This window comes from Planococcus sp. YIM B11945, assembly GCF_050864155.1.
Classification (GTDB): domain Bacteria; phylum Bacillota; class Bacilli; order Bacillales_A; family Planococcaceae; genus Planococcus.
In genome coordinates, this window is record NZ_JBOZWR010000004.1 from 502,381 (window position 1) to 527,604 (window position 25,224).

Here is a 25,224-nt window from a genome sequence, read left to right on the forward strand (position 1 = left end):
TAAAGTGTTTACCAACTGGCTTTTCTCACACCTGGCACTTGTCCTTTATGCGCAAATTCCCGAAAAGCAATTCGTGACATATTGAATTTGCGCATATAGCCTCTTGGCCTGCCGGTTACGGCACATCGGCTATTTAAACGGGTCGGGGAAGAATTCCGCGGCAGCTTGTTTAATGACGCATAGTCGCCTTTGTCTTTCAACTCCTGACGCAATGCTGCATAACGTGCTACTAATTGTTGCTGCTTTTGATGTTTTGCCACTTTTGATTTTTTCGCCATTTTAATCCTCCCTTCACAACTGTAATCATTACGTTTTATAAATATGTAAAAATTTTTATTTCGTTTCTCTGTGCAATGTAACTTTCTGGAGTCGGGGACAGTATTTCTTTAATTCAATTCGTTCAGGATTATTGCGCTTGTTTTTTGTAGTTGTATAATTGCGATCGCCTGTTTCGGCGCATGCCAATATAATGTTTATTCGCATTTTTAATTCCTCCTTGTTCAGTTAAATTGCAACTTGAAATGCAGGCAGAGGATCAGGGAATGTTTTCCAATCCTGCACCATTTCTTTTTCTGTCAGTTCACAGCACTCCAATCCCTCCGCAATGGCAAGCTGGTCCATTCCAATACCGATTAAAACAAGTTCCGTCATTTTCTCCCTGTAATCCGTATCCCATTCTCCAGCTTCTTCAATGCTTAAAGACGGACCCGCTTGGGATAAGAGAACAGCGACTTCATCTCTTGTTGAAATCCACAGAAAGCCTTTCGCCCGAATCACTTCGACCGGCCATTCTCTAACCCAATCCATCAAACGCTCCGGATGAAAGGGCCTTTGGCTGCGGTAGACAAAAGAACCAATGCCATATTCTTCTGTTTCAGGTGTATGTTCTTCATTTAACTCTTTGATCCACACAGCGCTTTGGCTGGATTTTTCAAAATCAAACAGCTCGGTATTCAATACTTCCCTTATTTCGAGTTGTGCTTGTTCGGTTCCGATAATCTTCGCATCAGGGTTTAAGCTTTTTAGCAGGGCTTTTAATTGTACGGCTTTTTCTTCAGCAATCAAATCCTGCTTGTTCAAAACCAAAACGTTGGCAAATTCGATTTGGTCAATCAATAAATCTGCAATTTCCCGCTCATCATCGGCTGTTGCCGCTTCCTTCCGTTCGAGCAGCGTTTCTCCTGATGCAAAATCCAGCCAAAACCTAGCAGCGTCAACGACCGTTACCAGCGTATCCAGCCGGCAAAGTTCAGACAAGTTAATCCCTAGACTCTCATCTATATAAGCAAACGTCTGCGCTACAGGAACTGGCTCGCTGATTCCGGAAGATTCGATAACCATGTAATCAATGTCTCCAAACTTGGCCAATTTCTCCACTTCAACGATTAAATCTTCCCGAAGCGTACAACAAATGCAGCCATTTTGCATTTCCACCAATTTTTCTTCAGTTTGGGAAAACCCGCTTTGTTTGACTAAAGAAGCATCAATATTCACTTCGCTCATGTCATTAACAATAACTGCCACTTTCAGTCCTTGCCGGTTATGCAAAATATGGTTTAATAATGTGGTTTTGCCGGAACCCAAATAGCCGCTCAATACGGTTACAGGAATTCTGTTTTCCATTAGCTTGTCCTCCTAAAATAAAAAGTTTTTACAAAACGTAATGATTACGTTTTAAAGCATATAGTTTTCAGAAACAAACTGCAAGCGTTTTTTTGAATCAATTAATTTTTATCAATGAAAAATTTGTCGATCAGATGGCAAGTTTTTTAAAATTTATTCAAATCTCACTAAAAACCATAACGTTCAACTGTAGGGTTTTCCGGTGGTTATGTTACGATATCCGTAACTAAAAAGGAGGCGTGTGCATTGGGAAGGGATTAATGAAAATAGGCGAAGTCGCAAAGTTAAGCGGAGTTTCAACTAGAACCATCGATTACTACACAAATCTCGGGCTGTTGTCTGCGGAGCGATCGGAAGCCAATTACCGGCTTTATCCCCCTGCTTCCCTGCAGACGCTCGAACGGATTCAAATATTGAAAAAACAGCGGATGTCCATGGCAGAAATTCAAGAAGTTCTTGGTTCAGGCGTTCTTCCTGAAACGGAAAAATTGGCTGAAGACATTTACGAAGAATTCGATTGCCTGCAAAAGAAGATTACCCGTTTGGAAGAACAGCTGAAAGATGCGCCCGTTCACGTAAAGGCGCAAATCAGCAAAGCGCTTGAGAGCAAAATGGTCGCCATCGTTTCCTTGCTTGCTTTGCTGTAACTAATTTTGGAGGTGAATCCCTTTTACAGGGAACATAAGTGGAGATAATTACGATACTGAATTTAGCGTTATTGGTCCTATTGCTCGCTTTGACCGCCTTTTTCGTCGGATCGGAGTTCGCAGTCGTCAAAATCCGCATGTCGCGGCTTGATCAATTGATTGCAGAAGGAAACAAAAAAGCAATAACGGCGAAAAAAGTGGCCGGCGACTTGGATTATTACTTGTCGGCCTGCCAGCTTGGGATTACGGTAACGGCACTTGGTCTCGGGGCGCTCGGGAAACCGACCGTTGAACGCTTGATGTACCCCATTTTCGAATTCTTTGCAGTTTCGGATGCGGTTGCATCGGCGGCTTCCTATGCCATTGCCTTCTTGCTCGTCACATACTTGCACGTGGTAGTTGGCGAAATGGCGCCTAAAACATTGGCAATTGAATACGCTGAAAAAATGTCGCTGCTTCTCGCTCCCCCTCTTTACGTCTTTGGCAAAGTCATGAAACCTTTTATATGGGCTTTAAATGGAGCGGCCCGGATTTTGTTGAGAACTTTCGGCGTGCAGCCGGCTGGGCATGAGCAAGCGTATTCAGAAGAAGAACTAAAAATTGTCATGGCGCAAAGTTTTGAAGGCGGAGCCATTAACCAAACCGAATTATCGTTTATGGAAAATGTCTTCACGTTTGACGAACGATCCGCAAAGGACATCATGGTTCCCCGGACGGAACTGTTGACTCTTGATAAAGATATGCCTTTAGAAGAGATCGTCCAAGTATTGGATGAAAATAATTACACGCGCTACCCCGTAACCGAAGAAGGCGACAAAGACCGGATTATCGGTTTTGTCAGCGCAAAAAAAATGCTGCCCCATATTGTAGCGGGACGCCCGTGGCAGCTTCAGGAGTTTGTTCGGGAACTGCCGGTCATCTTTGAAATGACAGGTCTGCAGGATGCTTTGCTGAAAATGCAGCAAGCGCGGGTCCACATCGCCGTAGTGGCGGATGAATACGGCGGAACTGCCGGCATGATCACGTTAGAAGACATCTTGGAAGAAATCGTCGGCGAAATCCGCGATGAATTTGATGCGGACGAAAAGCCGGATATCAGCAAAATGAGTCAAAACCAATATTTAATCAATGGCCGTGTTTTATTAAAAGATTTGGAAGAGCGCTTCGGTTTAACCTTTGACGAAAGCGAAGACATTGATACCATCGGCGGTTGGATCCACTACAAGAGCCTAGGCGAAATTCAAGTCGGCGATACGCTGACGAAGGAAAATACGCTATGGACCGTTACCGAGATGGACCATCAGCAAATCAAACAAGTCATGTTCCACCAAGAACCTTAACCAACAGAAAATAAACAACTAAATGAAACGACTACTAAACGGAGGTGAATCCCCCATTTCGGGGGAACCCATATTGGATGGACAAATAATTATCAACTTACTGCTCGTCGCGTTAATGATCCTTGCGACTGCATTCTTCGTCGGCGCTGAATTTGCCATCTTAAAAGTGCGCATGTCCAGAATCGACCAACTCATTTCAGAAGGCAATAAAAAAGCCATACGCGCTAAAGAAGTGGCGAATGAACTGGATTACTACTTGTCTGCCTGTCAGCTTGGGATTACTGTAACCGCCTTGATTCTCGGGGCATTAGGGGAACCGACAGTGGAAAAGATACTGCATCCGGCATTTGAATATTTTGCCGTACCTGAAGCCGTGGCAACGGCATTATCTTATGCCATTGCCTTGGGCATCGTGACGTTCCTCCACGTGGTAATCGGAGAATTGGCCCCAAAGACCTTGGCAATCCAGTATGCCGAAAAAATGACATTGTGGCTGGCACCCCCGCTCTACTGGTTCGGGAAAGTGATGAATCCGTTTATCTGGCTGATGAACGGTTCTGCCCGCTTGTTCTTAAAACTTTTTAAAGTGGAACCGGCCGGGCATGAGGAAGCTCATTCGGCAGAAGAACTAAAGCTAATCATGGCGGAAAGTTATAAAAGCGGTGAGATCAATCAAACCGAGTTGACGTACTTAAAAAATATTTTTGATTTTGATGAGCGGATCGTTAAAAGCATCATGATTCCTCGAGACAAAATTATTGCCCTGGATAACAACTTAACCCGCACTGAGTTTTTTAATGCGCTTGATGAATACAACTTTACCCGCTATCCTGTCGCTGAAGGCGGGAACAAAGATCGGCTTCTCGGTTTTATTAATACAAAAGAGATGCTGACTAGCATGGCAGTGGGAAGAACGCAGGAGCCAGAGTCGTTCCTCCACAAAATGCCGAGTTTTCCGGAAACCACCCCGATTCAAAAAGTGCTAACCAAAATGCAGCAAAGCCGGATTCACATGGCCATAGTAACTGCACAAGATGGCCAGACAGCGGGCCTTGTCACCATGGAGGATATTTTAGAGGAAATCGTCGGTGAAATCAGCGATGAATCTTTTGAAACAGATCTTACTTAATCGGCAAGTTAATAAAAAGCAAAAGAAGAGAAGCCAAATTTGGCATTCTCTTCTTTTTAAATGGAGGTGATTCTCTTTCCCGGTCACGCTTAACCAAGAAAACTTATTTCATGTAGCGATGCTTTCTCAAGCTGTTCAAACTTGTGATTTCCTGCAATAGCACTTCGCCGATATTCGTTTCTCTTACCTTTTTCCGCTCCAACTCTTCGTCCACCAAGCGTTTGACTGACAATACATCAGTTTCTTTGCTCAAAACGTCTTCCTTTGAATTAAACCGCTGATGGGCAACAAGCTGCATGCCATAGGAATTATATAAGAGCGTGTAGCCGGCGATTCCCGTCGTAGATTGATAGGCTTTTGAGAACCCGCCGTCGATGACGATCATTTTCCCGTTCGCTTTGATCGGATTTTCACCATTAATTTCTTTTACCGGCGTATGTCCATTGATAATACGTCCCGTATCGGGATTCAAATCAAATTCAGCAAGCATTTTGCGGCAGACTTCTTCGTCTTCGCGCAAATAGTAGTAAGGATTTTTCCGTTCTTTGTGTGTTGCTTTATCTTTAATAAAATAACGCTCGAACGTGGTCATTTCCCGTTTTCCAAAAAGGGAAGAATTTTCTCCTGTCCATAAATACCACACCATATCGGTTGCAAAATCATCGGTTTCTTCCGGGTGGGCAAAGGCATAGCGGACGTAGCTTTCAAAAACATCCAGCAGCTCACGGCCGGCATAGTCTTTCCCTTCAATCTCCATTTTTTTCATATCGCCGTTTTCTTCTAGCGGAATGCAGCCATGAATCAGCAAGTTTCCGTTATATTTCAAGTAAAGGCTTCCTTTTTTCATGAGGAAATTCATGTGTCTGGCCAGTTTTTCGGAATGCTGGACCGAAAACAGCAGTTTGTCGATCACTTGCTGTTCTTCTTCCAACAATTCATCCGGCTGATCCGGGTTGATCGTTGCAAAACAAACGTTTTCAAGCGGATAGGTTTTTCCGTGAATGGTCGCTTCGTTTTTATCGTAATCGACTTTCTCCAGCAACAGCCTGTCCTCCATTTTAAAGCACGGGCGCCGTTTGATGATCGGGCTTTCCAGTTTAAATTGGATGACGGAAATGGCTTGGTGAATTTTCGTGATTTGCAGTTGTTCCTGCTCAGTCAGGGTCTCCTCGGAAATTCGTTTCGGGCGGAACACAGGATTGTCGTCATAGTATTTTTCCGCCAAATTCAAAAGCGGACGCAAGTTGATCCCGTAGACGTCTTCAATAATGTCTAAATTATTGTAGCGTGCGCATATCCGGACAATATTTGCCAAACAAACTTTAGATCCGGCAAAAGCACCCAGCCAAAGAACATCATGGTTGCCCCATTGAATGTCGACGGAATGGTAATTGATGAGCGTATCGACAATTTTATGTGGATCGGGTCCACGATCGTAAATATCTCCCACTACATGTACATGGTCCACGACCAATCGCTGCGTAGTGTAGGCAAGCCCGATAATCAGTTTATCGGCTTGGCCAAGCGAAATAAGCCGTTCGCTTATTTTGGCGTAATAGTCCTTCTTGTTTTTAAACTCATCCGTTTTGTAGAGAAGCTCTTCAATGATGTAGACAAATTGTTTTGGCAGCGCTTTCCGCAATTTCGAACGGGTGTATTTTGATGACGCATAAGAGACAAGTTTCAGCATGCGCTCAATCATCTCTATATACCAGTCTTGCAATTCCTTCTTGGTGCTGAACTGGCTTTTGATCAACTTCAATTTTTCTTCTGGATAATAAACCAACGTCGCAAACTCATTGAGTTCTTTTTCCTGCAATTCATTTTTGAACAGGTCGCGAATTTTCACTTTCACATTTCCGGATCCGTTTCGCAGCACGTGTTGAAACGCTTGATACTCGCCATGCAAGTCGCTGACAAAATGTTCCGTTCCTTTAGGCAGATCAAGAATGGCTTCAAGATTAATGATTTCAGTGGCTACTTTTTCTTCGCTGTCGTATTTCTGTGCCAATAAATCCAAATACTTTAAATTCAACATTGTTTATCCCCCTTCATACTGTAACTTCCGATCAAGGAAAGCATTTCAATTGAATGAAACCGCCACACCCCATTCACCAAAAGAAATTTTCTCTATAGCTTTAGTGTATAGCAGATGTCATGGAGGCTCTAGTGAAATTCGACAGTCTCCATGCAAAATTATTAAAAAGTTTGGGGTTATGGATAGGAATTAACCCCTACATGGGGATTATCTAAAGAAATTCAGCCTGCTGTATAAGGAAAATAAACAAAAAAGCTTACTCAGCTGATTTAATCTAACCATCCGCTGAGTAAGCTTTTATTCATTAATTTTTTTGCACTATGCTCGTTAGCAAGCCTTTAAGGTTGCCTTTTCCTGTTGATTTTAATTCATCATGCCACCAATAGGCTTTTTCCGGATTTTTTAGGACGTCTTTGATTTCGCTTGCATGTTCAACAACTGGAGCCGAACCGCGAAGTGATTTACCTGCAGTTTCTTTAACAAACAAGGTAACGACCACAATTCCGAATACGCACATCCCTATCAAGTAATAGGCAGGCATCATAGTATTATTGGTTGCGCTCACCATCCAGGCAACAAGAAGTGGAGTTGTTCCTCCAAAGAGCGACGTCGCCGTGTTATACGTGATGGCCAGGCCGCCATAACGGACTTTTGTATAAAACAGTGAGGGCAGCGTAGCTGGCAAGGACCCTTGCATCGTGGACAAGAGCGCCCCCAGAATCAGCAACCCCAAAAATGTAGAAACGGTATCGCCCGAACGAACCAGCATAAATGCAGGAATGCTCAGCACAATCGTACCGATCAAGCCCGCTTTTAATATACGGTTCCGGCCAAATCGGTCACTCAAACGGCCCATTGTCAACACCATTGGAATCATGGCAATCATTACGAGTACAAGCAGCAAAAGCCCTTTTTCATCGCTATAGCCAAGTTCTTCTGACATATAAGAAGGCATATAGGTTAAGACAGAATAGCTCATGACATTATAAAAAATAACGATAGCCGTACACACCAATAATGCCTTCCAATGCCCTGTAAAAATTTCTTTTAACGACGAATTTTCTTTTCTTTCTTCTATTGTTTGATTCATCGCTTCAAATGCAGGCGTCTCATCCAAATGATTACGGAAATAAAAGCCGATAATCCCTAGTGGCGCAGCAACAAAGAATGGAATTCTCCAGCCCCACGCGGCCATTGTTTCACTTCCAAGCATATATGTAAGAGCAGTTACAAGACCGGCGCCGGCAATAAAGCCGACCAGTGTTCCTACCTCCAAGCCGCTTGTCATGAAGCTGCGTTTTTTATCAGGAGTCGTTTCCGCAAGGTACGTCATCGCGCCTGCATATTCCCCGCCCGTTGAAAAGCCTTGGACGAGCCGAGCTGTCAGCAATAAGATTTGTGCAGTAATCCCGATTGATGCAAAACTCGGAATTAATCCAATGCTGAGCGTAGCAACCGACATCAAAATCATCGTGATGGCCAACACGCTTTTGCGGCCGATGCGGTCTCCGAGCATCCCAAAGAACATTCCGCCGATAGGACGAGCGATAAACGCGACGGCAAAAGTAGCAAAAGCATATATTAATTGAAAAGCTGGATCGATTTCAGGAAAAAAAACTTTTCCGATAATTACGGCAAGGAAAGAATAAATACCAAAATCAAACCATTCCATGGCGTTTCCGACAGATGTCCCAAACATTGATTTTTTAGCGATTGCGCTATCCATCACGGAAACATCTTTTTTCTCAAGTACATCTTGTTGTTTTCCCATTTCTTTCCTCCCACACGGTTTTTCAGGTTAAATATCGCATAATTATTATTTCCCAATTCCATTTCCCCTGAAACATCATTATTCATCTACTGTTTAGAAAGGAATTACCAACAGGAATTTCCCCCTTCTTATGATTGGAGAATAATATTATTCCATAAAAAAAAGTTAGGCTGCCTGACCCCGTCGCCGGGAATCAAGCAGCCTAACTTGCAAGATTTAACTTAACTTTGTTTTGGTTAACTAACCAATTTAACTGTTCACTAAATTTTTGGCAGGTTTTTTGATATCAAACGCTTTCTTGATGTTTAATTTTTCTCCTTCTTTCAGACGCTTCTTGTATTCAGCTGTTGCTGTAAAAAGAACATCTGTTGAAGAGTTAAGCGCTGTTTCAAATGAATCTTGCAACACGCCAATAACGAAGCCAACGCCAACTACTTGCATAGCGACATCAGCTGGAATTCCAAACAAGCTGCACGCTAAAGGAATCAGCAACAGTGAACCGCCCGCAACGCCAGAGGCGCCGCACGCACAGACAGCCGCCAAGACGCTGAGGATAATGGCTGTCGGAATGTCTACTTGGATGCCAAGCGTATTCACTGCAGCAAGTGTCAGAACAGAAATCGTAACTGCCGCTCCCGCCATATTAACGGTTGCGCCCAGTGGAATCGATACCGAATACGTGTCTTTATCCAAACCGAGCTTTTCGCATAACGTCATGTTTACAGGAATATTGGCTGCAGAACTTCGGGTAAAGAATGCTGTTATGCCGCTTTCTCTTAAACACTTAAATACGAGCGGATACGGGTTTTGACGTATGTTTACATAAACGATAAGCGGATTGACGACAAGAGCCACAAAGAGCATACAGCCGATCAACAGAGCCAGCAATTTCCCATAGCTTACCAACGATCCAATTCCATTTGAAGTAATCGACTCAATCACTAGACCCATGATACCGAATGGCGCGAACTTAATGACCCAGCCGACCATTTTGGCAACAGCGTCCGAGAAATTCGTGATCAACACTTTTGTTGAATCAGCCGCGTTTCTTAGTGCCAACCCAAGGACAATCGCCCAAGCCAAAATACCGATGTAGTTGGCATTGTATAAAGCGCTGACCGGATTGTCGACAACGTTTAATACCAAGGTTTTGATCACTTCAATGGCATTCCCAGGAGCCGTCAAATCTTCGGCGCCTGTGGTAAGCGTCATGCTTACCGGGAAAATAAAACTAGCAATAACAGCGATTAATCCAGCCAAAAACGTTCCTAACAAGTAAAGGAAGATGATGGATTTCATATTCGTTTGCTGGCCTTTTTTGTGCTGGGCGATTGACGCCATAACTAAGAACAATACCAATACAGGAGCGATGGCTTTTAATGCGCCTACAAACAAAGAACCAAAAATGGTTAGAGATTTTGCTGCTTCCGGAATTAAAAGAGCCAAGATAATCCCAACGGCCAAGCCGATCATTATTTGCTTAACGAGACTGATCCGGTTCCACTTTTTCAATAGCTTCATATTTATTCCCCCTATTATTTTCCAATAATATTACAAGATAGCCGAGATCCTGCTATTCACTTCTTTTTTGCAATTAGCCTCCTTGAACGGCAGGAATTATTCAATCTAACCCTATTCTATACAAAGAGAAGAAAGAATTAAACAAATTTTTTATAAAATCAAATATTATGCCAGAAGAATGATGTTATCGATTTGCTGCTTCGTCCTTTGTTCCTGCTGTTTTAAGCAGCACCCCCTCCTATTTATCCCCTAAAGTTATTCCTGGAATAATAATACGAGTTAAGCTGCCAAACAGAAACCGACTTTTATTTTCCGTTTAAGGATTTGTTAAGAATTCGCTAACAGTCTGTTTAGAACTCTTTTGTATGCTGTTTTTAAGTTAATTAATTAGGAGGCGTCATTAGTGGAAAAGCAAAAAACGAGAATCCGCATTGGAAGAATCATTTATTTTGTCCTGGCTTGCCTATTTGCTGCATGTGTTCTTGTCCAATTGTTTGTGGCCGGCATGGGGACGTTCGTGAATCCCGCCAACTGGGCAAAGCATGTGCTGTTTATTCATTTGTTTGGCTTGAACTTGCCGCTGTTGCTGCTGGTATCTGCATTGATCGGTTCCATGCCTCGCTGGGCTTACCGGAACATCTTCGCCTTGTTCTTCTTGATCTTTACGATGTATTTTACAGCGAATATGGCTGGCGCCTCTCCTTGGATTGGTGCCTTACATCCTGTCATTGCCGTATTGTTGGCAGCAGTTTCCTGCGCCAACGTCAATAAAGTCAATAAACTCATTTTTAACAAGAAAGGAGTGAATCATTCATGAGAACATGTTTAGCAATCGTCGCTGGATTGATCGGCGGGTTTCTCCTTGGCATTGCCTTATCGAGTTTTATCGGAGTCATTGGCTTGTATGTCTTCCATGAACCGATGGGCATTAAATTCCTGCCTTTTTATACGGCCGCAATCGGCGCCCTCTTGGCGCCCATAATCGACTCCCAAGTCACAAAAAGCTCATAAAAAACCGGCAAAGAAAAGCATCTCTTTTCTTTGCCGGTTTTATATTACGTAGTTATGAGACAGCCCCTTTTGCTAGTTACTGCTGCTTCAACGGGATCCAAATTTCCGAATAATAATCTGCGCTGTAGGCATCGCCCGCTGGATACACTTCCAGTTCTGCAGTCCCTGCCGGTTCGTAAGGGTTTGATGGAAACCATTCGGAAAAAATTTGTTTCCATACTTTCGGCATCGCTTGCGGCATGGCGCCATGGACTTCAAATACGCCCCATTTGGAGGCAGGGATTTCCAACTGCAAAAACTCTTCCGGAACTTCCCCTTGATGTTCTGCCGCAATCCAGTAATCCATCGTCTGTTCACCGCCAAAATCAGCACATACACCAAGCAATGCTTTCAGTTCCCCGTTGTTTAACTTGGCTAATGCATCACTAGTGCCATCCGCATTCGCTTCCATCCACATCTTTGGAATTCCCGGGATGTTTTCTTCGGTCTTCATGGAGAATGCGCGTTTGATCCCTATTACTCGAAATGCATCTTTTTCTACAATTTTGTACTTCATCGGTTCTGCTCCTTTCAAATTTACTTGGATGACCAAGCGGTTGTATGACTGCAGGTTCCCTATATTTTTTCGTGCTTCACTCGGCGTGACCCCGTGCTGCCTGCGAAAAGCTTTTGAAAACGCTTCTGGAGTGTCATAGCCATATTTATACGCCAGGTCAATAATTTTGGTGTCCGTAGTAACCATTTCGTGTGCCGCTAATGTCAATCTTCTGCCTCTCAAATAATCACCAACCGTCATATCTGTCAGGACGGTAAACATCCGTTGAAAATGAAAAACCGACGAATTTGCTTGTTTGGCAATCTCTTCAATAGATACCACCTCCAGTAAATTTTCTTCCATGTAATCAATCGCATGCTGCAACGCTTCTGTCCATCCCATCGACCTCACTCCTTATTTTTATCTTACGGCCTTTACTGACTGATTTCCTGTCTTTTTGTGCTTTACGCAGCCTGTTTATCTCTTTTGTTTTTAAGATAAGTAAATTTTTGGCGTTTAATTTAAAAGTATTACAATTATTCACTTAATTTAGTATGATAAAGTAAGAAAATATTCCTGTTTAAACACAGATTAATATGGCAAATGGAATAGAAAATAAGGAGTTTACAGCTATGGATGTGAAAAAAAGAAATTTGTGTTGGCTTGTTTTTATTCTGATTTATACCATTTTCTACTATAGCTGGCTCCTTTTTTGGCAGGAAAATACTGTCGTTTTAACCTGGGGCGGCAATATTTTTGCAATTCTTGGCTGTTTAGCCGCCACTTGCTGGCTATTGTCAGCCGCTAAAGAAAAGCCGCCAAGCGAAAAGCCTTTTTGGTTTCTTTTGGCGTTCGGCACCATCAGCTATTGTTTTGCCGAAATCATTTGGATGATTTATGAAAGCTTTTTGCGGCTTGAAGTGCCTTTTCCAGGACCCAATGACTTTTTTTACTTAGCCCTTATTGGATTTTATTTGGCTGCGTTCACTTATAGAATTATCAAAGAAAAAAGAAAACACCATCTTATCAAGTTTCTTTTTGACGTTCTGATTATTATGACTGTAGCGTCTACTTTTAGCTGGCACTTTCTGATTCAGCCCATTGTGGCCCAAGGCAATGTTTCCCTTCTCACTTTGCTTGTTTCTGTCGCCTACCCAATTGGCGATCTGGCGCTTTTTCTGGGAGCTGTTACCATTTGTTTTGCACTGCCAGATAACTTCTCCAAAAAAATTAAATTTTTTCTTTTCTTGGGACTGACTACTCAAATTTTTGCGGATTCTGCTTATTTATATTTTATTTCTATTGAACAATACCCTTCTGGAAGTTTAGTAGATCCGTTATTCATTGCAGCCATTTTGTTTGTCGGCTTTACCGGCCTTCTTTCTCAAGAAGCAAGCAAAGAAACGCCCCTTGTACACAATCAAACGATTCCAACTCAGCCATTAAATTTCCTCAAGCTCATTATTCCCTACTTGACCGTCATGTTGCTGTTTGTATTCATGAGTTTACGTTCTACAGGTATGGATGCGGTGACGGTAGGTTCTGGAATTTCTGTTTTGCTTGTTATTATTCGGCAAATTTTAATCCTTCGTGAAAATCAGCGATTGCTTCGCCAATTTCAGGCTCAGCAAGAAAAATTAGCAGTTACGGAACGATGCTACCGGTCAACTTTAAACCCTGCTGGAAAATTAGCGAATGTTGCTGAAAACGGAGGTATTTCCATTCCCGTCTTTTATGGACCGGATAAAAATAAAGAGCGAATCCAATTTTTGGCTTTTCACGATTCGTTGACCGGATTAGCGAATCGTGCCTTATTCAACGATTTGCTTCAGCAAGCTGTCGAAAATGCCGAAAACCATCAACAATCTTTTGCTGTTATGTTCTTGGATATGGATAATTTTAAAGCGATTAACGACACTTTGGGCCATGACGGAGGAGACCAGCTGCTCGTAATGATCGCCAACCGTTTGAAAAAAAACATTCGCCAAAACGATTTGGTAGCCCGCCAAGGCGGAGATGAATTCACTTTTTTAATAAGAGATATTTTCAATAGAGAAGAAGCGATTCAAGTAGCCGAAAATGTGATTCGTTCGTTAGCACAGCCTTATAGCATTTCCGGAAAAGAAGTGAGAAGTTCCCCGAGCATTGGCATTGCACTTTATCCAGACGATGCCAAAACGCCAGCCGATTTGTTGAAAAAAGCGGATACGGCAATGTATCAAGTAAAAGAAAATGGCAAAGGGCATTATCGATTATTTGATCAAGAAAAGCCATCTTTTAACTGATCAAAATCCTTACTAAACCCATGGGATATATGAGTTTTCAGAAAACAACAAGAAGTTGAAATTTTTTATATACATTTTTTTATTTTTGATGTATGCTATCGAAATTACAGGCAATAGAGGTAAAGAAGTTAGTTATTCTACTTGGAAATAGTGTGGAAAAGAATAGCTGTTAGGGGACTTTATCTTTGTAATCTATGCTATTTAGGGGAATAGCAGACTATGGCATCGGTAGTGAGGAATTTCAACCAGAAAAATTTTGAACATGGGAGAGAACAGAAATGGCAACTAATTCTTTATTCAGAACAACCAGCATCCCACAAATGCAGGCAACTGCAGCAAAAAGCAGTGCATTGTCAAAAGAACTCGGAACATTTGATTTAACAATGCTTGGAATCGGGGCCATCATCGGAACAGGGATTTTTGTTTTGACAGGAACCGGCGCATTGACTGCAGGACCAGCACTTACCGTATCTTTCATCATTGCAGCACTTGCTTGTTTCTTTGCCGCTCTATCGTATGCTGAATTTGCATCGACTGTACCAGTTTCCGGATCCGTTTATACCTATACTTACGCCACGCTTGGCGAATTTGTTGCTTTTATCATCGGATGGGATTTAATACTTGAATATTTATTGGCAGTTAGTGCAGTTTCAGTTGGTTGGTCGGGTTACTTCCAATCGCTTTTAGGAGGTTTCGGCATCCATTTCCCTACCTTTTTAACAGCCGCTCCTGGAGCAGTTGAAGGTTCTACTACTTACTTTAATCTTCCGGCCTTTCTTATTATTATGATCATTACTTTCTTGCTGGCACTTGGCATTAAAGAATCGAAACGAGTAAACAACGTAATGGTTGTTTTAAAAGTTTCAGTCGTCCTTATTTTTATCGCCGTTGCCGTTACGTATGTAAAACCTGAGAATTGGCAGCCATTTACACCATTTGGTTTTGATGGCGTATTTGCCGCAGCCGCCCTTGTTTTCTTTGCATTTATCGGGTTTGATGCCGTTGCATCAGCTGCTGAAGAAACCAAAAACCCTAAGCGCGACTTGCCGCGCGGCATTATTTTTTCGCTATTGATTTGTACTTTCCTTTACGTGGTTGTATCCGCCATCATGACCGGCGTTGTTCCTTTTGGCCAATTTGCACAAGCAATCGATCACCCGATTTCTCTCGTGCTACAATTGTCTGGCCAAAACTGGGTTGCCGGAATTATCGACTTGGGCGCTATTTTAGGTATGACAACTGTTATGTTGGTCATGTTGTATGGTCAGACGCGTGTTATGCTTGCCATGTCACGCGACGGGTTAATGCCAAAAGTCTTTTCGAAAGTCAGCATGAAAACTCATACACCATACCAGTCAACTTGGATCTTTGGAATCATTGCAGGTTTGCTTGGCGGATTGATCCGTTTAGACGAACTTGCCAAATTGGTAAACATCGGTACCCTCTCAGCATTTATATTAATTTCAGTTGCTGTTATCGTCCTTCGTGTAAAACAACCGGACTTGCCTCGCGCTTTCCGCTGCCCGGCAGTTCCGCTTGTGCCAATCTTGGCTATTTTGTTCTGCGGCTTCCTGATTTTCCAATTAGGCCAAGCCACAATCATCCGCTTCATCATTTGGCTGTTGATCGGATTTGTCATCTACTTTGCGTATTCGAGAAAACATTCCAACTTGAATCCGGATAAGAAATAATAAACGAATTGAAAGAACGCCGGCGCTGAAATTAGCGCTGGCGTTCTTTTATTTACCAATAAGATATTCACTTTTTAATAAAGAATAAAACGCCAAATCAACAAATTCACCTTTAATAATCATATGCTGGCGAGCAATGCCTTCAAACTTCATCCCCAATTTTTCAAGAACGCGCCGGGATTGAACATTATCCAACATAATCGGTGCTTCTACTTTGTTTAGCTCCATATCACCAAAGCCATAAGCTAAGAGCGCTTTCCCCGCTTCTGCTGTAAAACCGTTTCCCCAGTAGTGATGAGACAGTACATACGCAAGTTCCGCTTTAAAACGCTTTGGCATCCAATTGACAAAATCGATAGTTCCAATCATCTTCCCTTCGCTTTTCAGCTCTATCGCCCACGTCAGTTTTTTCTTTTGTTCATAGGACTGCAAGATAAAAGATAAAAATCCCTTTGTTTCTTCCACTGATTTATGTACTTCCCAGGGCATAAAACGGGATACAGATGCGACAGAAGCATATTCAAACATATCTTTCGCATCCTCCATCTTCAGTTTCCGAAGAATCAACCGTTCGGTTTCCAAAACAGGCAAATTGTTATTTGTTGAGGACGTCTTCAGCATATTTTGTTCCTCCCAAGTTCCATAATTATTTTCTAATATATTCCATGCGCATTGAAATAAATCCTTCAATCACTTACTATTTTCTATATGTTTAGAAAAAGGAGATGGCTTTTATGACTACAATCGGATTGGTTCGGCACGGCATCACCGAGTGGAACTTGCTCGGCATTGCCCAGGGAAATGCTGATATCCCATTAAATGAAACAGGCCGAAAGCAAGCTGAGGCTCTTGCCGAAAGGCTGGCATTTGAAGAGTCTTGGGACATGATTGTTTCGAGCGATTTGGTGCGCGCTAAAGAAACTGCAGAGATTATTGCAGAGCGTTTAACGGTGCCAGTCAGCTTTTTTGACAAGCGGCTCCGTGAAATGAGCGGCGGCCAAATCGAAGGCACCACTGAGGAACAGCGCCTTGAAAAATGGGGAGAAACATGGAGGGAATTGGACCTTGGCATGGAAACCCAAGAATCAGCCGCCAAGCGCGGAGTGGAACTGTTGGAAGATATGCTGTCAAGCTTTCCCGGAAAGCGCATCTTGCTGGTCAGCCACGGAGGATTGATCGGTGTCACTTTTAAAAAACTGCTTCCTGAGCGCTACGAAGAAACCCATATGGGCAACACATCGATCACTATTCTCGAGAATTTAGAAAGTAGATGGAATTGCACGCTTTATAACTGCACAAAACACTTAGTTGCCACTACATAAAACAAGTCATCTGCTAGAGATGACTTGTTTTTTCTATGTGCAAGGTGCATAAAAATCGTTCGCGCCCGGGATATTTTTCTCCTAAGCTTTCAACATCAAATCCTCTTTTTTGATAAAATCCAACTGCTTCTTGATCGGTTTCCGCAAAAATAGAAGTCAAGTTAAACCGTTTGCATACAAACTGAACCATTTGGCTGCCGATTTTCTGGCCCCTTTCTTCAGGAGATACCACTATGTGTTTAATCTCACAGAGGTTTCCACTTATTAACTCAATGCCGATGCAGCCGACTATTTTATTTTCCAGCTTATACGCAAAAAGTTTTCGCTGGTTTAACCCCATGTATTTTTCATATTCTTCATTGCTTTTTTGAGTGACAAAGGACAGCAGTTCTGCCATTTCCTTCAAAATGGTTTTAGCCTGAATTTCTTGCATTTTATATTGCCCCCTTCTAAGGACTCTTTTCCTAATAATAGCTTCATAAAATAGAAAAACAGACTCACTTTTTAGCGAGTCTGTTTCCATCATCTATTAAAAGATAATACAGCTGACAATACGATCAATCCAGTGCCAGCACCTAAAGAATACGTTGCGATTTTGGTTGTAAAGCTGCGTTTCCAATCTCTAAAAGCTACATCTGATTGAACAAGGCCATCCAATTGTTTCATCAAAGCCGGATTTTTAATCGCCATGCACTTTAACGTCTTAAAACCTTGGAAAAACAATTCAAAAAACCCTGTTTTTAGTACCCATATGCCGGCTCCAGCCATTAACGCAATCAGGCCCAGAAGGAATAACAGATTTATATCTTCCACTGATTCAAGGCGAACCCCTTGGAACCAAGCAAAGCAATATACCCCTAAGCACACAGCACCCATCGAATAAACATATTGTTTCAGCATCGGCTTGTCTCCTTTGATTATTCAGCGATCTTTTGAGCAAACCGAAGATCCGGCTGCGTCAACACGTCCAAACGAACCCCTTCAATTTTTTTGCTGATAAGAGCGTTTTGTGCAGAAAACAGAAGTGGAATGACCGGCATTTCTTCCATCAAGACCGTTTCTGCTTCATGCAGCAATTCATATCGTTTTTCTTCATTTTGTTCCACCAATGATGCAGCCAGCAACTTATCAAATTCTTTATTGCTCCAGTTGGTAAAATTGCTTGAACTTTTCGTGTTGTATAAGTTTAATACCGGGTATGGATCAAGAAAGTCTCCTACCCAGCCCATACGCGCCAACTGGAAGTTTTTTTGCTTGAACGTATCAATGTAGGTTTTCCATTCCTGATTTTCGATCTTCACGTCCACGCCAAGGTTTTGTTTGAACATTTCCTGCAGCACTTCCGCTACTTTCTTGTGGTTGCCTTCCGAATTGTACTTCAGTGTGAACTCGGGAAGCTTGTCCCAGCCTTCTTCTTTTAATCCTTCCGCCAATAGCGCCTTCGCTTTTTCAGGATCGAATGCGTAGTATTCTGGCGCTTCATCTCTAAAATCTTTTCCTGAAGGCGCTTCAACTCCATAAGGCAAGTAGCCGTAAGCCGGTTTTTCTCCGCCTTTTAGTACATTTCCAGTCAAAGCTTCCCGGTCAATCGCAAATGACAATGCTCTTCTGATTTTGGCATTTGTAAACGGTTCTTCTTCCACATTAAAAGTGTATGTGTAGACACTAAATGAGGGGAAATTAACGTATTCTTCACTGCTCTTTTCTTGTTCCACAGCTTCTGCCGGCAGTGCGGTCACCATATCCAGCTCGCCGGATTTAAACATTTGGTATTCCGTTGTTGCATCCGCGACCATTTTAAAGTGAACCGCATTCATGGTCACTTTGTCTGCATTCCAAAAACTTTCGCTTTTTTGAATCGTCAATTGCTCGTTATGCTGCCATTCTGAAACTGTGTAAGCTCCGTTGGTAACAATTCCTTCTGCTTCTGCTGCCCATTCTTCATCGGCTTCAGCCACTTTTTGGTTCACCGGCAAGAAACCAGTCCCCAAAAGAACCGTCGGGAAAAATTTCACAGGATTATTTAGTTCAACAACGAGAGTTTTGTCGTCTTTGGCCGTAATAGCCACATCTTCCGCTTTCCCTTTTCCTGTATTGTATTCTTCAGCGCCTTTAATATAATAAAATTGCGAAGGGTCATAAGCTGCTGTTTCCGGATTCAAAATTCGTTTCCATGAATACTCAAAGTCTTTTGCTGTCAAAGGATCTCCATTCGACCATTCCGCTTCTTCACGGATTGTAAACGTGTACGTGGCGCCATCTTCTGAGACGTCGACTTTGCTGGCGGCGCCTTCAACGATTTTGCCTTCTTCATCGTATGTGTACAGGCCTTCATACAAGTGATTGATTACCCAATACGAAGTGGTATCTGAGGCAAAGGCTGGATCCAATGTGTATGGTTCGCCTCCAAGATTCGCAGTAATCTCTTGTTTAATATCTTTTACTGCAGCTCCTCCAGAAGCGTCTTCTTGTTTTCCGCACCCAGCCAGTGCTGTTGCGGCCAATAATAAAAGAACGATAAATGCTAATGACAGTTTTTTCATTTTCTTTCCTCCGTTTTCCACTAATTTTATGAATGCAAATGGCAGGCAACCCAATGATTTTCTTTTACTTCTTTCCAATCAGGCATGGCCACGGCACACCGTTCCATAGCGGACGGGCATCGGGCCTGAAACGGACAGCCAACCGGCGGGTTGATTGGGCTCGGCAAGTCTCCCTCAAGAACAATTCGATCCCGGGTTCTTCTAAATTTTGGTTCCGAAACCGGAATGGCGGAAAGAAGCGCATGCGTATATGGATGCAAAGGATCTTGGAACAGTGTTTCACTATCGGCCAATTCCATCATTTTCCCCAAATACATGACGCCAATCCGGTCGCTGATGTGTTTGACCATAGCCAAATCATGGGCGATAAACAAATAAGTGAGGCCTTCTTCTTTTTGCAGATCTTCCAATAAATTCACTACTTGCGCCTGGATTGAAACATCGAGCGCTGAAATCGGTTCGTCCGCAACAATGAAGGAAGGCTCCACTGCCAACGCTCTTGCTATGCCGATTCTTTGCCTTTGGCCCCCGCTGAATTCATGGGGAAATCGGGTAGCATGATCAGGATTGAGACCCACTCTTTCCAGCAGATGAAACACTCGTTCTTGCTTGGCTTTTCCTTTGGCCAAGCCATAAGCTTCGATCCCTTCTGCTATGATGTCTCCGACGCGCATCCGGGGATTGAGTGAAGCATGGGGATCTTGGAAGATCATTTGCATTTTGCGGTTAAATTCCCGCTTGCCTTTGCGGTCCAGCCCCGAAATATCTTTCCCTTCAAACTCCACCTTTCCCGCAGTTGCTTCATAAAGACCGACAATGGTTCTGCCGATTGTCGATTTTCCGCTTCCGCTTTCTCCTACAATGCCAAGCGTCTCTCCTTTTTTTATGGAAAAAGAAATGCCATCAACTGATTTAACCACTTGGTTTTTCCCTGCGTTAAAATGTTTTTTTAGATCGTGAATCTGTAATACAGTCTCAGACAAGTTGCTCCTCCCTTTCTTTAATGTTCTCTTTGCCTTTTGCCGCCCGTTTGTCATTTAACCAGCATTTGGCCTGGTGAGTCACCGAAAACTGTTCAGCCTCGGGCATGTGGGATACACATACTTCCATGGCAAATGGGCACCTTGCAGCAAATGGACAGCCTGCTGGCGGCGCAAACAAATCAGGCGGTGTCCCATTAATCGGAATAAGGCGTTCTTTTACAAGCGCATCCAATTTAGGAACGGACTTGAGAAGCCCCCATGTATAAGGATGTTTTGGGTTTTCAAAAATTTCTTCAGCCGTCCCGCTTTCAACTATGATTCCGGCATACATCACTGCGACCCGGTCAGCCACTTCAGCTACTACACCCAAATCATGGGTGATTAAAATAATAGAAGCATTGCGTTTTTTCTGGATGTCTTTCAATAAGTCCAATATTTGCGCCTGTATCGTCACATCAAGGGCAGTTGTCGGTTCATCTGCAATAATCAGTTTCGGATCACAAGCAAGTGCAATGGCAATCACCACCCGCTGGCGCATCCCTCCGCTGAATTCATGCGGATACTGCGAATAGCGCTTTTCAGCATCCGGAATGCCCACGAGCTTCAGCATTTCAACCGCTTTTTTCTTAGCTTCATTTTTCGGAAGTTTTTGGTGCTTTATAATGCCTTCTCGAATTTGGCTGCCTACTTTCATCGTCGGATTCAGGGACGTCATCGGGTCTTGAAAAATCATGCCAATTTCAGATCCTCGGACTTGCTGCAGCTTTCCAGGGGAAAGTTTGGAAATATCTCGATTGCCGAATAAGATTTCTCCGTTTTTCACTTTTCCACTCGGCCTAGGGATCATTCCCATGATGGCTTGCGCAGTGACGCTCTTGCCGCATCCGCTTTCTCCAACAATCGCCAACGTTTCCCCTTCTTCAACATGGAAAGAAACGCCTCTTACAGCCTGAATTTCTCCGCCATATGTCCGGAAAGATACTTTTAAATCGTTCACTTCCAATAGCTGGTTCATCAAAACCAAACCTCCTTAATTTTTCGAACGGGGGTCCAACGCGTCCTGCAAGCCATCACCAAACGCATTAAAGGCAAACATCGTCAATGAAATCATAAGACCCGGAAAAAACAGCCTCCACCATTGCCCGCTTAAAATCACACCAAGCGAATCGTTTGCCATTGTTCCCCAGCTTGCGGTCGGCGCTTGCACACCCAATCCCAGGAAACTTAAAAAAGATTCAGCAAAAATAGCTTGAGGAATTGTAAAAGTCAACGTCACGATAATAATCCCCATCATATTCGGCAGCAAATGCTTAACAATGATTTTGCTATGTGAAGTCCCTAACTTTTCAGCTGCTAACACATATTCCTGCTGTTTTAGTTGGAGGATCTGGCCTCGCACAATTCTTGCCATCCCGACCCAGCCGGTGATGGACAACGCAATAATCATCGTAACCAATCCGGGCTCCATGACGACCATGAGCAAAATGACCACCAACAGATAAGGAATGCCGTACAAAACCTCAACGATTCGCATTAAAATGCTGTCAATTCGGTCCCCAAGTTTGCCTCTTCCGGCCATATATCCAGAAACCCCTCCAACGGCTATCCCGATCACCAGGTCGATCAGTGCCGCTGCAATCCCGATCACAAGCGAAATTCTGGCTCCTGCCCATATTCTGGCCCACATATCCCGGCCAAGATCGTCGGTGCCGAACCAATGTTCACTGGACAACGGAAGATTTCCTTCGGTCAATGACTGTTCGCTTGCGCTATACGGCACAAGATAAGGACCGATCACAGACAGCAGACCGATCGCCGCCAGTAAAACAAAGCCGACCACCGCCATTTTGTTTTTCAGTATTTTCAAGACGGCGTCTTTCCAAAAACTTAACGCCGGCCGTGAAATCGCGTTATTGTCGAACTGCGCGGGATCTGCCGGCCGAAACAACGCATCTATTTCCGGTAAAGCATTTGCCATTTTATTCACCTCTGCTTGTAAGTTTGATTCTAGGATCGACGAATCGATAAGCTAGATCGATGATAAACAATGTAAAAATCAAAATTGCGCTATAAAAAATAGTAGTGCCCAAAATCACCGGATAATCCCGATTAAAAATGCTGTCTACAAAGTATTTTCCAATACCGGGGATGGCAAATATTTTTTCGATGACAAAAGTTCCCGTAATGATGGCTGCAAACAAAGGGCCGATAAAAGAAATAACGGGAAGGATCGCATTTCGAATTCCATGATTGACGATAATGGACAAAGTGGACAACCCTTTAGCTTCAGCGGTTTTGATGTAATTCTGATTGTATACTTCGAGCATGCTGGTTCGGACAAACCTCGCAATGATTGCTAATGGTCCAAGCGCTAAAGCGAACGAAGGCAAAATGGTGTGTTGCCACGTTCCCCATGAAGCCACCGGAAGCAGCCCCCATTCAACGCCAAAATATTTGATCAACAACGGTGCTAAAATAAAGCTTGGCACGGAAATGCCGACAATCGCGATAAACATCGACAAATAATCAAGCAAGCGGTTGTGGTTCAAAGCAGCGATGACCCCTAACCCAATTCCTAATACAAGCGCCATTGCCAGCGATTGAATGCCCAGCAACGCGGATGGTCCAAAGCCTTCTGCAATCAGCGTATTTACATCTCTTGTTTTCGATTGGATAGACGGGCCTAAATCGAATTGCGCAAGGTCTTTTAAATACAATAAATATTGTTCCGCTAACGGTTTATCCAAATTGTATTTAGCCCGCATATTCTCTAACACTTCTTCGGGCAGCATTTTTGCATCGCTGGCAAAAGGATCGCCAGGGATAAAATGCATCATGACAAAAGTCAAAGTGGCGATAATCCATAAAGTAACGACCATGGTCAACAAACGTTTGATGATATACACTTACAAGCCTCCATTCAACATTTTCAGCAGATACTCCATTAACCAAACAGAAATAGTAGGTTATCCATATAAATTTTTTTGCCATAACAAAACCCCTCAACTAAGATAAGTTGAGAGGCATATTTAACCGTTAACTTATCTTATCTGCGCAGAGATTTCTGCTGGAATTGGCACAGTATTCTACTAGAGAACCCGCTGCCGAGGTATCAAAGGGCCATGTCCCTCCACCTCTCTGGATAAGATGTGTATTAAATTTTTTATGAAAAAATAAAAAAACCTCTTCTTGAGCACAAGAAGAGGCATTATCTGTCGATACCGACCAGCTCTTCTTATCTCTCAAGCAATTGCTTGATGGAATTGGCACAGTGTTCTGCTAAAGAATCTGCTGCCGAGGTATCAAAGGGCCATGTCCCTCCACCTCTCTGGATAAGAAATACTATTGAGTTAATTTCTGCTAAAGACAACTATATTGCTATAACTAAAATTTGTCAATGAAATTTTTTAATTTTTTTCAAAAGATAATTTTATCCATTGCTCGGCCTTGTCGCTTTTTCTTTAACCACAACTTGCCACGAAACAATCGTCGTACTATCCCGTACGTTGTATTTTTGAATGGTTTCCAGCAGCGACTCCACAGCTGCCGCATGGGGAGCTCTATCAAATGCTCCGGCTAATTGCTCCGGATCCGTAAACGGTTCTCCCGGGCATTCGATTAAGCCATCCGTTGTCACAAACAATTGATTTTTGCCGGTTCTCAATTCCGCCGTGCCGGTGCTAAAACAAGGAACTAGTTGGTCGAAAGTGTTCACTTGACCGACCCATTCGTAAAAATGGCGCTGGTTCAACTCATATTGACCCATTTCTGCCAGTTCTTTATGAAATAAATACAGCAGGCAATCCCCAACCGATAACCACCAGACATATTTGCCTTTTCGCACCACAATCATGCATGCCGTTTCACCTTGGGTCTGCCGGCAAACTTGCAGGAATTCCTCGCTTTGAAAAATGGCAAGCACCTGCTCTTCCAACTTGCGAAAAAAGGCTGAATGAAGCGGTTCATTCAACAGATTTTTCACTTCCGCTCCATATTGTTCAAACTGGCCCACTACTTTCTCAGCGCTTTCAGCTGTATTGTGGGCGTCCAGCACCATGGCGAATTCCCAGTCATTTTCTTCATCCAGCCAAATGAGGCAGCCGTCTTCGTTTTTGGATTGCCCTGCCGACGAATTGCCACCGAAACGTCCTATAACAATGTTATGGATTTGTTGAATATCAGCCTGATCCACAAAAAGCTCTTGGCTTCCCACCCAACTGAATGCTTTTTCGTTTTTTCCCATTTCGGATCTTCTCCCTTAAGAGCTTTTTAAAAATTATAGTTGCCGCTAGCAGGAAATGGAAGCTTTTTCTAAATCTGCGGACTACTTGATAAAAAGCGATGAACTTCCTCCAATTTTCCGCACAAAAAAACTCCCCTTACAGGAGAGTTTTCCACTTTCCATTTAACATTATCGTTTAAAATGCTTTCTTCCAACACAGAAAACTTGTCGCCATAAACTTTGGTAATATGGCCATCGCCCCATGTGCAAAGGGCGTTTAAAATACTTTCCAAACTCACGCCGTACTCGCTTAGCTCATACTCCACTTTCGGTGGCACTTGGCTGTAGACGATGCGATTAATCACGCTGTCATCTTCTAGTTCCCGCAATTGCTGAGTCAACATCTTTTGGGTGATGTCTGGCATTAACCGCTTTAATTCGCTTGTCCGCTTTTTTCCGCGCATCAAATGGCAAAGGATTACGCACTTCCATTTCCCGCCGATCACTTCCAAGGTCGCTTCTACCGATATGTTGTATTTCTTTTGCTTGATCATTGTTTCTCT

The 25,224-nt window shown here is 43.1% G+C and carries 24 protein-coding genes, 1 pseudogene and 2 riboswitches; of the genes and pseudogenes, 8 read left to right on the forward strand and 17 right to left on the reverse strand.

The window, feature by feature from the left end; all coding sequences use genetic code 11:
- Positions 1-8: 8 nt before the first annotated feature.
- Genes rpsN through ACRRQV_RS10445 form a run of 3 tightly spaced genes read right to left on the reverse strand, consistent with a single transcriptional unit; the run spans position 9 to position 1,623 of the window.
- Positions 9-278, reverse strand: a complete 270-nt coding sequence (gene rpsN, locus ACRRQV_RS10435; protein WP_432530471.1) for a 30S ribosomal protein S14 — start codon at positions 276-278, stop codon at positions 9-11.
- Positions 279-333: 55 nt separating this feature from the next.
- Positions 334-483, reverse strand: a complete 150-nt coding sequence (gene rpmG / locus ACRRQV_RS10440) for a 50S ribosomal protein L33 (RefSeq protein ID WP_432530473.1) — start codon at positions 481-483, stop codon at positions 334-336.
- 21 nt (positions 484-504) lie between these two features.
- Entirely contained in the window at positions 505-1,623 is a 1,119-nt protein-coding gene (locus ACRRQV_RS10445) for a GTP-binding protein (protein WP_432530475.1), read from the reverse strand.
- Positions 1,624-1,883: 260 nt separating this feature from the next.
- On the opposite strand from ACRRQV_RS10445, the gene ACRRQV_RS10450 reads away from it, so the two are divergent.
- The 3 genes from ACRRQV_RS10450 to ACRRQV_RS10460 all read left to right on the forward strand — a co-directional run bounded on the left by ACRRQV_RS10450 (position 1,884) and on the right by ACRRQV_RS10460 (position 4,739).
- The gene (locus tag ACRRQV_RS10450) at positions 1,884-2,270 is read left to right on the forward strand and encodes a MerR family transcriptional regulator (protein ID WP_432530477.1); all 387 of its coding nucleotides are present in this window, start codon (positions 1,884-1,886) and stop codon (positions 2,268-2,270) included.
- A gap of 38 nt (positions 2,271-2,308) precedes the next feature.
- A complete protein-coding gene (locus ACRRQV_RS10455; protein ID WP_432530479.1) occupies positions 2,309-3,610 on the forward strand; it encodes a hemolysin family protein in 1,302 nt (433 codons plus the stop codon).
- Positions 3,611-3,683: 73 nt separating this feature from the next.
- On the forward strand, positions 3,684-4,739 hold the full coding sequence (locus ACRRQV_RS10460) for a hemolysin family protein (protein ID WP_432530481.1): 1,056 nt from the start codon (positions 3,684-3,686) through the stop codon (positions 4,737-4,739).
- Positions 4,740-4,842: 103 nt separating this feature from the next.
- On the opposite strand, the gene ACRRQV_RS10465 is transcribed toward ACRRQV_RS10460, so the two are convergent.
- From ACRRQV_RS10465 to sstT, 3 genes are all read right to left on the reverse strand, one after another.
- Positions 4,843-6,774, reverse strand: coding sequence for a fructose-1,6-bisphosphatase (locus tag ACRRQV_RS10465; protein WP_432530797.1), 1,932 nt, complete (start codon positions 6,772-6,774; stop codon positions 4,843-4,845).
- 307 nt (positions 6,775-7,081) lie between these two features.
- Positions 7,082-8,548 (reverse strand): MFS transporter, encoded by a 1,467-nt coding sequence (locus tag ACRRQV_RS10470; protein ID WP_432530483.1) that lies wholly within the window; start codon positions 8,546-8,548, stop codon positions 7,082-7,084.
- Between the two features lie 249 nt (positions 8,549-8,797).
- Positions 8,798-10,069, reverse strand: a complete 1,272-nt coding sequence (sstT, locus tag ACRRQV_RS10475; protein WP_432530485.1) for a serine/threonine transporter SstT — start codon at positions 10,067-10,069, stop codon at positions 8,798-8,800.
- Positions 10,070-10,472: 403 nt separating this feature from the next.
- Between sstT and ACRRQV_RS10480 the strand changes: the two genes are divergently transcribed.
- Together ACRRQV_RS10480 and ACRRQV_RS10485 are read left to right on the forward strand one after the other, a co-directional pair.
- Positions 10,473-10,886, forward strand: coding sequence for a DUF6220 domain-containing protein (locus ACRRQV_RS10480; RefSeq protein ID WP_432530487.1), 414 nt, complete (start codon positions 10,473-10,475; stop codon positions 10,884-10,886).
- Positions 10,883-11,080 carry a DUF5957 family protein gene (locus ACRRQV_RS10485; protein ID WP_432530489.1) on the forward strand — a complete coding sequence of 66 codons (198 nt, stop codon included), beginning with the start codon at positions 10,883-10,885 and terminating at the stop codon, positions 11,078-11,080. The genes ACRRQV_RS10480 and ACRRQV_RS10485 overlap by 4 nt, the downstream gene beginning before the upstream one ends.
- 76 nt (positions 11,081-11,156) lie before the next feature.
- Here ACRRQV_RS10485 and ACRRQV_RS10490 read toward each other — a convergent pair whose 3' ends face one another.
- The gene (locus ACRRQV_RS10490) at positions 11,157-12,017 is read right to left on the reverse strand and encodes an effector binding domain-containing protein (RefSeq protein ID WP_432530491.1); all 861 of its coding nucleotides are present in this window, start codon (positions 12,015-12,017) and stop codon (positions 11,157-11,159) included.
- Positions 12,018-12,247: 230 nt separating this feature from the next.
- Between ACRRQV_RS10490 and ACRRQV_RS10495 the strand changes: the two genes are divergently transcribed.
- A complete protein-coding gene (locus ACRRQV_RS10495; protein ID WP_432530493.1) occupies positions 12,248-13,900 on the forward strand; it encodes a DUF4084 domain-containing protein in 1,653 nt (550 codons plus the stop codon).
- 278 nt (positions 13,901-14,178) lie between these two features.
- Positions 14,179-15,591: an amino acid transporter gene (locus ACRRQV_RS10500; protein ID WP_432530495.1), complete on the forward strand. Its 1,413-nt coding sequence runs from the start codon at positions 14,179-14,181 to the stop codon at positions 15,589-15,591.
- Positions 15,592-15,639: 48 nt separating this feature from the next.
- On the opposite strand, the gene ACRRQV_RS10505 is transcribed toward ACRRQV_RS10500, so the two are convergent.
- Complete coding sequence (locus ACRRQV_RS10505) at positions 15,640-16,212, reverse strand: GNAT family N-acetyltransferase (protein WP_432530799.1); 573 nt, start codon at positions 16,210-16,212, stop codon at positions 15,640-15,642.
- Positions 16,213-16,325: 113 nt separating this feature from the next.
- Between ACRRQV_RS10505 and ACRRQV_RS10510 the strand changes: the two genes are divergently transcribed.
- Complete coding sequence (locus ACRRQV_RS10510) at positions 16,326-16,913, forward strand: histidine phosphatase family protein (protein ID WP_432530497.1); 588 nt, start codon at positions 16,326-16,328, stop codon at positions 16,911-16,913.
- Positions 16,914-16,926: 13 nt separating this feature from the next.
- Here the strand turns inward: ACRRQV_RS10510 and ACRRQV_RS10515 are convergent, their stop codons facing one another.
- From ACRRQV_RS10515 to ACRRQV_RS10555, 9 genes and pseudogenes are all read right to left on the reverse strand, one after another.
- Positions 16,927-17,439 carry a GNAT family N-acetyltransferase gene (locus ACRRQV_RS10515; RefSeq protein WP_432530499.1) on the reverse strand — a complete coding sequence of 171 codons (513 nt, stop codon included), beginning with the start codon at positions 17,437-17,439 and terminating at the stop codon, positions 16,927-16,929.
- Positions 17,436-17,813: a DUF3899 domain-containing protein gene (locus tag ACRRQV_RS10520; protein WP_432530501.1), complete on the reverse strand. Its 378-nt coding sequence runs from the start codon at positions 17,811-17,813 to the stop codon at positions 17,436-17,438. Before ACRRQV_RS10520 ends, ACRRQV_RS10515 begins: the two co-directional genes overlap by 4 nt.
- Positions 17,814-17,830: 17 nt before the next feature.
- Positions 17,831-19,456 (reverse strand): peptide ABC transporter substrate-binding protein, encoded by a 1,626-nt coding sequence (locus ACRRQV_RS10525; protein ID WP_432530503.1) that lies wholly within the window; start codon positions 19,454-19,456, stop codon positions 17,831-17,833.
- Positions 19,457-19,482: 26 nt separating this feature from the next.
- On the reverse strand, positions 19,483-20,439 hold the full coding sequence (locus ACRRQV_RS10530) for an ABC transporter ATP-binding protein (protein ID WP_432530505.1): 957 nt from the start codon (positions 20,437-20,439) through the stop codon (positions 19,483-19,485).
- On the reverse strand, positions 20,432-21,454 hold the full coding sequence (locus ACRRQV_RS10535; RefSeq protein WP_432530801.1) for an ABC transporter ATP-binding protein: 1,023 nt from the start codon (positions 21,452-21,454) through the stop codon (positions 20,432-20,434). Before ACRRQV_RS10535 ends, ACRRQV_RS10530 begins: the two co-directional genes overlap by 8 nt.
- A gap of 15 nt (positions 21,455-21,469) precedes the next feature.
- The gene (locus tag ACRRQV_RS10540) at positions 21,470-22,417 is read right to left on the reverse strand and encodes an ABC transporter permease (protein ID WP_432530507.1); all 948 of its coding nucleotides are present in this window, start codon (positions 22,415-22,417) and stop codon (positions 21,470-21,472) included.
- 1 nt (position 22,418) lies between these two features.
- The gene (locus ACRRQV_RS10545; RefSeq protein WP_432530509.1) at positions 22,419-23,345 is read right to left on the reverse strand and encodes an ABC transporter permease; all 927 of its coding nucleotides are present in this window, start codon (positions 23,343-23,345) and stop codon (positions 22,419-22,421) included.
- Between the two features lie 137 nt (positions 23,346-23,482).
- A riboswitch (SAM riboswitch) is annotated at positions 23,483-23,588 on the reverse strand.
- A gap of 83 nt (positions 23,589-23,671) precedes the next feature.
- Positions 23,672-23,778, reverse strand: a riboswitch (SAM riboswitch).
- A gap of 91 nt (positions 23,779-23,869) precedes the next feature.
- Complete coding sequence (locus ACRRQV_RS10550) at positions 23,870-24,682, reverse strand: protein phosphatase 2C domain-containing protein (RefSeq protein WP_432530511.1); 813 nt, start codon at positions 24,680-24,682, stop codon at positions 23,870-23,872.
- A 161-nt stretch (positions 24,683-24,843) separates the two neighbouring features.
- A pseudogene (locus tag ACRRQV_RS10555) lies at positions 24,844-25,212 on the reverse strand (winged helix-turn-helix transcriptional regulator); the annotation flags it as partial.
- Positions 25,213-25,224: the final 12 nt, after the last annotated feature.

What these genes read in the sequence shown, in the direction of transcription:
- rpsN (WP_432530471.1), bottom strand. Translation starts at nt 278, where the DNA reads ATGGCGAAAAAATCAAAAGTGGCAAAACATCAAAAGCAGCAACAATTA.
- rpmG (WP_432530473.1), bottom strand. Translation starts at nt 483, where the DNA reads ATGCGAATAAACATTATATTGGCATGCGCCGAAACAGGCGATCGCAAT.
- ACRRQV_RS10445 (WP_432530475.1), bottom strand. Translation starts at nt 1,623, where the DNA reads ATGGAAAACAGAATTCCTGTAACCGTATTGAGCGGCTATTTGGGTTCC.
- ACRRQV_RS10450 (WP_432530477.1), top strand. Translation starts at nt 1,884, where the DNA reads ATGAAAATAGGCGAAGTCGCAAAGTTAAGCGGAGTTTCAACTAGAACC.
- ACRRQV_RS10470 (WP_432530483.1), bottom strand. Translation starts at nt 8,548, where the DNA reads ATGGGAAAACAACAAGATGTACTTGAGAAAAAAGATGTTTCCGTGATG.
- sstT (WP_432530485.1), bottom strand. Translation starts at nt 10,069, where the DNA reads ATGAAGCTATTGAAAAAGTGGAACCGGATCAGTCTCGTTAAGCAAATA.
- ACRRQV_RS10485 (WP_432530489.1), top strand. Translation starts at nt 10,883, where the DNA reads ATGAGAACATGTTTAGCAATCGTCGCTGGATTGATCGGCGGGTTTCTC.
- ACRRQV_RS10490 (WP_432530491.1), bottom strand. Translation starts at nt 12,017, where the DNA reads ATGGGATGGACAGAAGCGTTGCAGCATGCGATTGATTACATGGAAGAA.
- ACRRQV_RS10495 (WP_432530493.1), top strand. Translation starts at nt 12,248, where the DNA reads ATGGATGTGAAAAAAAGAAATTTGTGTTGGCTTGTTTTTATTCTGATT.
- ACRRQV_RS10500 (WP_432530495.1), top strand. Translation starts at nt 14,179, where the DNA reads ATGGCAACTAATTCTTTATTCAGAACAACCAGCATCCCACAAATGCAG.
- ACRRQV_RS10505 (WP_432530799.1), bottom strand. Translation starts at nt 16,212, where the DNA reads ATGCTGAAGACGTCCTCAACAAATAACAATTTGCCTGTTTTGGAAACC.
- ACRRQV_RS10510 (WP_432530497.1), top strand. Translation starts at nt 16,326, where the DNA reads ATGACTACAATCGGATTGGTTCGGCACGGCATCACCGAGTGGAACTTG.
- ACRRQV_RS10515 (WP_432530499.1), bottom strand. Translation starts at nt 17,439, where the DNA reads ATGATGGAAACAGACTCGCTAAAAAGTGAGTCTGTTTTTCTATTTTAT.
- ACRRQV_RS10520 (WP_432530501.1), bottom strand. Translation starts at nt 17,813, where the DNA reads ATGCTGAAACAATATGTTTATTCGATGGGTGCTGTGTGCTTAGGGGTA.
- ACRRQV_RS10525 (WP_432530503.1), bottom strand. Translation starts at nt 19,456, where the DNA reads ATGAAAAAACTGTCATTAGCATTTATCGTTCTTTTATTATTGGCCGCA.
- ACRRQV_RS10535 (WP_432530801.1), bottom strand. Translation starts at nt 21,454, where the DNA reads ATGAACCAGCTATTGGAAGTGAACGATTTAAAAGTATCTTTCCGGACA.
- ACRRQV_RS10540 (WP_432530507.1), bottom strand. Translation starts at nt 22,417, where the DNA reads ATGGCAAATGCTTTACCGGAAATAGATGCGTTGTTTCGGCCGGCAGAT.
- ACRRQV_RS10550 (WP_432530511.1), bottom strand. Translation starts at nt 24,682, where the DNA reads ATGGGAAAAAACGAAAAAGCATTCAGTTGGGTGGGAAGCCAAGAGCTT.